This window comes from Microcystis sp. LE18-22.4A, assembly GCF_027531105.1.
Classification (GTDB): domain Bacteria; phylum Cyanobacteriota; class Cyanobacteriia; order Cyanobacteriales; family Microcystaceae; genus Microcystis; species Microcystis aeruginosa.
Window position 1 is genome coordinate 1 of the sequence record NZ_JAPZRB010000069.1, and the last position, 5537, is coordinate 5537.

Annotated in this window: 6 protein-coding genes; 4 read left to right on the top strand and 2 right to left on the bottom strand. The window is 42.9% G+C overall.

All coding sequences use genetic code 11. The features are described from left to right. The first annotated feature begins 473 nt into the window (after window positions 1-473). Both O9295_RS03025 and O9295_RS03030 read left to right on the top strand, forming a co-directional pair. A complete protein-coding gene (locus O9295_RS03025; RefSeq protein WP_002784946.1) occupies window positions 474-701 on the top strand; it encodes a DUF2281 domain-containing protein in 228 nt (75 codons plus the stop codon). 3 nt (window positions 702-704) lie between these two features. Beyond that, complete coding sequence (locus O9295_RS03030; RefSeq protein ID WP_079208957.1) at window positions 705-1091, top strand: type II toxin-antitoxin system VapC family toxin; 387 nt, start codon at window positions 705-707, stop codon at window positions 1089-1091. Window positions 1092-1641: 550 nt separating this feature from the next. Here O9295_RS03030 and O9295_RS03035 read toward each other — a convergent pair. Beyond that, a complete protein-coding gene (locus tag O9295_RS03035; RefSeq protein ID WP_288031596.1) occupies window positions 1642-3093 on the bottom strand; it encodes a serine/threonine-protein kinase in 1452 nt (483 codons plus the stop codon). Window positions 3094-3183: 90 nt separating this feature from the next. Beyond that, window positions 3184-4083: a J domain-containing protein gene (locus O9295_RS03040; RefSeq protein ID WP_288031599.1), complete on the bottom strand. Its 900-nt coding sequence runs from the start codon at window positions 4081-4083 to the stop codon at window positions 3184-3186. 263 nt (window positions 4084-4346) lie between these two features. On the opposite strand from O9295_RS03040, the gene O9295_RS03045 reads away from it, so the two are divergent. Together O9295_RS03045 and O9295_RS03050 are read left to right on the top strand one after the other, a co-directional pair. After that, the gene (locus tag O9295_RS03045; RefSeq protein ID WP_012265277.1) at window positions 4347-5096 is read left to right on the top strand and encodes an NYN domain-containing protein; all 750 of its coding nucleotides are present in this window, start codon (window positions 4347-4349) and stop codon (window positions 5094-5096) included. A gap of 142 nt (window positions 5097-5238) precedes the next feature. Further along, window positions 5239-5370 (top strand): DUF433 domain-containing protein, encoded by a 132-nt coding sequence (locus tag O9295_RS03050; protein ID WP_072319915.1) that lies wholly within the window; start codon window positions 5239-5241, stop codon window positions 5368-5370. The last annotated feature ends 167 nt before the right edge of the window (window positions 5371-5537 follow it).

The window sequence follows — 5537 nt, forward strand, 5'->3', positions numbered from 1 at the left end:
AAGGCCGAATTTGAATTCTTTTCTGAACAAAACCCCCTACTATCTGTTGTCAAGGTTCAGTTTTTAGCTTGGTTATCGCTTTTTCCATTGTAGCTTAAAGCCGTCCTAAAAGGACGGGGTTTTAACCCAAATTTTCGATAAGTCGTGTCAGCTAGTGCGATCGCAAATCTCATATCTCAGGTCAAACAACAGCCCAACCCAACGCCAAGAACGGACAGCAAAACAACACACACTACCGCACTAAAACTGTATTCTAAGCTACAATTTAATAAATATTTTACAAATCTTTACATTTCCCTCCCAATCTCTATCAAGAAAACCCAGAACCAGAATAAACAATCCCCAGAAGACGAGACAGAGAAACCCGATCCGACTTCAGTAGTGCAATCGCAGCATCCGTAACTTGTCCCCTCACCTCTGAAAACCCATGCTATCCTTGAGGTATTCCCCCAAAATCCTCAAATCAAATCGTGATGAACAATGCTGGCCTAGATACCAATTCTCCTTTGTTGCAAACCCTTCAGACATTACCTGTCCAACAACAACAAGAAATTCTCGATTTTTTGGAATCTATAGTCAATCAACACCATCAAACCCAAATAACCCCAACAGGTAGAATTGCGGGATTATATCAAGGTCAAGGCTGGATCAGCGATGACTTTAACGAACCCCTAACCGATGAACTCTTGCCGCCAACTTAACCCATGCAACTTTTATTAGATACCCATAGCTTTATTTGGTGGTCAATTAACTCAGAAAAACTATCACTAACCGGGCAAGATTTGTTATTTGATCGAAATAATCGCTTATTTTTAAGCGTTGCTAGTGTCTGGGAAATGCAAATAAAACTGCAACTGGGAAAATTACAACTTAACCCATCTTTACAGGAATTAATTAAAAATCAAATAACCATTAATAATCTAGAAATACTTTCTATTGATCTAGCTCATATCTGGACACTAGCAACCCTTATCCACTATCATAAAGACCCCTTTGATCGACTTTTAATATCCCAATCAATAACCGAAATTATGCCTATTCTGAGCGTTGATGAAATATTTGACCGTTACCCCGTTCAAAGAATTTGGTAAATTTCCCAAAATGTCAGGCGATCGCCCCCCCCCACATCCAGGTCAAGCAACAGCCCAACCCAAGACTAAAAGGAGATGGCAGAATGATACACACTCCCCCCCCACAACTGTATCAAAAGCTATAATTTAATAAATCTTTACATTCCTTTCCCCGATTAGCGATTCACAGAGCAAAGAGTCTCAGGTGTTTTCCCCTGTTTTTTTACTCCTTCTCAGGCGAACTATCCTCATTCCGTGAGATATTGTGGCGCAGTATGTCGTATTCGCCTTTGCCTTCTCCCTTGACTGCGCTTCAACTCGATCGCAAACTAAATTAAACAGGATTACCTCGCACCAACCAGAAGATAGACTGGGGATAATAGAAATAATTGAATAGGGCTAAATTACCGGAGGAAACCTTAACTAGCATTTTTGATCTACTGCGTCAACTGGCAGAGCAGATAGAATCAGAAGAATTAAGCATAAACAGTAGCTCTCTTTCATTGTAGGGAAAAGGGCAAAGGTTTAAGAGAAAATTATCATCTTCCCCTTTCCGACTTCTGCAAGCAGTCTATTGATTACTATTTTCTTCAGGAGGAGAAGGTGATAAAACAGGAGGAGCGATCGGTTCAATTTTATCCTCATTAACCGGGGGATTAATCACCTCTGGAACAGGAGAAGGAGAAGGAGAAGGAGAAGGAGAAGGAAGGGGAGAAACTTGAGGACTTGGCTCCGTTTCAGGAAGGGGAACAGGAATAGGAATTACTTCTTCTGGGGTGGGACTAGGAGTTAATTCTGGAGTCGCTTCTGGACTAGGAATCACCTCTGGGGTAGGAGTCGGGGATGGGGTAGGAGTCGGGGAATAAATGGGAGTCCGTTGACGAGAAGGTCGTCGGATAGGGGGAAAATCTTGGGAGGGAGGAGGAATGATTTCAGGACTAGGAGAAGGTTCGGGGGTTGGTAATGGTTCTATTTCCTCATTTTTGGGTAAAAGAGCCATAAATCCCCGATATCCTAGGGCAAAAGCCCCAATTGTCACCGCAAAAATCAGCAAAATCGACAGCCAAGGATTCTTTTTTTTTCCGGAATTGGGTTGAATAACCACAGTGGGGGAGACGGTTGGTTTTGGGGGTGTAGAGGACTTTAATCGGGGACTATGGGGAGAAACCGCGATAGTCGGTTGGGTGGACAAATCGGGGGATATTTCTCCTAAAGCTGCCAACATTTCCCTGGCAGTAGCAAACCGATCCCGGGGATGAAAACGGATCGCTCGATCGATTACCATAGCTAAATTAGGATTAACATTTTCTGCCTCCTGTCGCCAGAGAATTTCCCCCGTGCGCGAGTCAGTTTCTAGATATTGGGGAGTTTTTCCCGTTAATAAAAAAATCGCCGTTAAGCCTAGGCTGTAAAGGTCACTAGAAAAAACCGGTCTCCCGGCAGCCTGTTCCGAAGCCATATAACCGGGGGTGCCAAGGGCGATCGAATAGGCACTTTTTCCCGTAGGATCGAGTAAGGTGGCCACTGCCTCTTTCATTACCCCAAAATCGATTAAAACGGGCAAATTATCACTATTTCTTAAGATAATATTATCGGGTTTCACATCCCGGTGAATAATGCGGCGACTGTGAATAAAATCGAGAACAGGCAGTAAATTCTCTAAAATCGTCCGCACTACCGAGGAGGATAATTTTCCCTGTCGTTGCTGTTTTTGGGTTAGTGTCTCCCCTTCAATCCATTCCTGCACCAGATAGAAGTGATTATCTTGGGCAAAATAACCGTATAAACGGGGTATTTGGCGATTTTGTTCCCCCAATTCCTCTAAAACGCTTGCTTCTTTCTGAAAACGTTCTTTTAACCATTCTGGCATCTCCTCACTTTGAATAGCCGGCTGCAATTTTTTAATCACACAGCGCCGTTGAGAAGGCATATTCGTATCGATGGCGATATAAGTTTCCCCAAATCCCCCCCTAGCAAGGGTACTAACAATTTGGTAGCGATTGTTTAAAAGCACTAGATTCATTACCCTGAGAGTGCAAGCGTGGTCTTAAATTGTTCCTAGACTAACATTCTTTCGTTAAGGAAAAAGTCAAGGGAAAAACTAGAGTCAAGTCTAAGGAATCCAGCGACGGATTTTCGTCCACAAAGGTGCATTATCTTGACTACTCATCTCCTGAAAACTTTGATAACAATCGTAGGCGCGATTAAGATGGGCAGTGATTTCTGTCGCATTGGGATGGGAATTGCGATCGGGATGCCAATAACACAAGAGAGTTTTATAATTATTCTCAATCCGGCTAGTCGTGGTAAAAGGAGTAATCCCCAAAACTCGCCACCAAACGGGATTAGCCGACTCTATAATCATCACGGCCAAGGAACGGGGCGAAGGATAGAGAATTTGGGCGATTAATGACCAATCTGACCCATAACACCGCCGATAAACCGCTTTAACCCGCTCTTTTCCCAACTGTTCACAAGCTTGTAAATGCCATTGACGAAAATCCCTCCGCATCTGCTGATGAGTTCGCAAATCTCGCCTGGCAAATCTGCCCTCAGCTAGTTTATTAGTGCCAATAGTGTTAAAGTTACCATTAGCGATCGCTTTTAGATCCCAGTAGAGATGATAAAAAGGATCTTGACCCAAGGCCAGACTTTCCAGAATTTCCTTAGCGTAACCTCTAGCTGGATTTAACCGCAATAATTCCCCTAATTCCCGACAAAACTGCTCATTTTCGGGCATACCGCGCCATTGCCAATAATTAATATCCGGTTTTGCCAGAGACTGCCTATATACACTGCGCCACACCTGCGGAACAGTACAGGCGATCGGGGTAGCCAAGGGAGTAGCCAGGGGACAAAATTGACCATTTAAAGAGCTTTCAGGAGCATCTTCCAGCAAACAAGCAAGATGATAGGCGGGATGACTACGGGGCTTTTTTTGGGGGCTAATAAACCAAAAAGCCGTTAAAATGAGAATTAGGTACAAGAGTAGAGAAAGAATTTGCTCCGCCATCGCCACTTTTAGTTAGTCTGCTCAGTTACCCGAAGAATTATAATTGGTGCTATGGTCGCTGAAAAGTTCTTTGTATCTCGGCTGATTGTCAGAAATCTACAAAATGGGGTGATATGCCGAAAGTTTTCCCATATCCTTACTCTGGTTATTCGGAAAGTTTCTGTATAATTAATAGTTAGATGGCTTAGGTTATCGGTTGGGGCATACTTGAAGAGTGTCTGTTCGAGTTCAAAAATTAAAGTGATCAGCACACCTGGAGCAATATGCGGCAATCAGAATCAAAAATTGCGCTGCTGATTGATGCAGACAACGCCCCTGCATCAAAAATTGAGGCGATCGTCTCTGAAATTGCAAAGTATGGAGTTGCCAATATTCGTAAGGCTTACGGAAACTGGAAAAGTCCTGCGCTGAAAGCCTGGGAGGAGTGTTTGCATGAATACGCTATTCGCCCCGTCCAACAGTTCGACTATACGAAGGGCAAAAATGCTACTGATGCTGCAATGATTATTGATGCAATGGATTTGCTGTATACACAACAGTTGGATGCTTTTGCAATCGTGTCGAGCGATTGTGACTTTACTCCTTTAGTGATGCGAATTTTGACAAATGGCTTAAAAGTCTATGGATTTGGCGAGAAGAAAACACCATTGCCTTTTGTTTATGCGTGTTCAACATTTTTATACCTAGAAACTATTGATCAAGCAGTAAATTCTGAGGAGACTTCCAAAGTTTCTGCAAGTGTGAAGAAAACTGGTAAAGAGTTGAAGCAAGACACCAAATTAATCAGTTTATTGAGGGGCGCTGTTTCTAGCACTCTAGACGATGATGGTTGGTCGAATTTGGCAGAGATTGGCGGACACATAGCAAATCAGACATCTTTTGACCCACGCAACTACGGATATGCAAAGTTGAGTGGCCTGTTCGAGGCTATTGACTTATTCGAGATTCAGCGAAAAAATAAGGCAGTCTTCGTGAGGAGCAAGCAAAAGAATGGCACTACTCCAAAAACGTAGTGCAGATCTGGTAGGGTGCGTTCCCTCATGCAAATCCTACCGCTGCACTGATAGATTTTAAGGAAACCTAACATCCTTACCTGTTACTATGAAAGGTTATAATAAGCTTACTTAAGGTCATCAAAGAGGTAACAAAACCTTAATGGAAAGTCGTATCCATATCCATCCAGATATTTGTAATGGAAGACCTGTTATAGCTGGAACCCGAATTCCGGTGCAAACAGTTATGGAATTTTTGGCAGCAGGGGATTCTATTGAAGAAGTCCTTGAATAATATCCTTCTCTGAATCGAGAAGATATTTAGGGTTTGCTGAATAAATCTAAAAACCTTGTTGGATAAGACTTTTGGACTTTTTTCCCCTCAAAAAGTGCCAGCCATTGCGGGGATCGGGGGAAAATTCAGGTACTTTTTCCCTGAAAATTAGGTAGTTGACCACCTGA

What these genes read in the sequence shown, in the direction of transcription:
- O9295_RS03035 (WP_288031596.1), bottom strand. Translation starts at nt 3,093, where the DNA reads ATGAATCTAGTGCTTTTAAACAATCGCTACCAAATTGTTAGTACCCTT.
- O9295_RS03040 (WP_288031599.1), bottom strand. Translation starts at nt 4,083, where the DNA reads ATGGCGGAGCAAATTCTTTCTCTACTCTTGTACCTAATTCTCATTTTA.
- O9295_RS03045 (WP_012265277.1), top strand. Translation starts at nt 4,347, where the DNA reads ATGCGGCAATCAGAATCAAAAATTGCGCTGCTGATTGATGCAGACAAC.
- O9295_RS03025 (WP_002784946.1), top strand. Translation starts at nt 474, where the DNA reads ATGAACAATGCTGGCCTAGATACCAATTCTCCTTTGTTGCAAACCCTT.
- O9295_RS03030 (WP_079208957.1), top strand. Translation starts at nt 705, where the DNA reads ATGCAACTTTTATTAGATACCCATAGCTTTATTTGGTGGTCAATTAAC.
- O9295_RS03050 (WP_072319915.1), top strand. Translation starts at nt 5,239, where the DNA reads ATGGAAAGTCGTATCCATATCCATCCAGATATTTGTAATGGAAGACCT.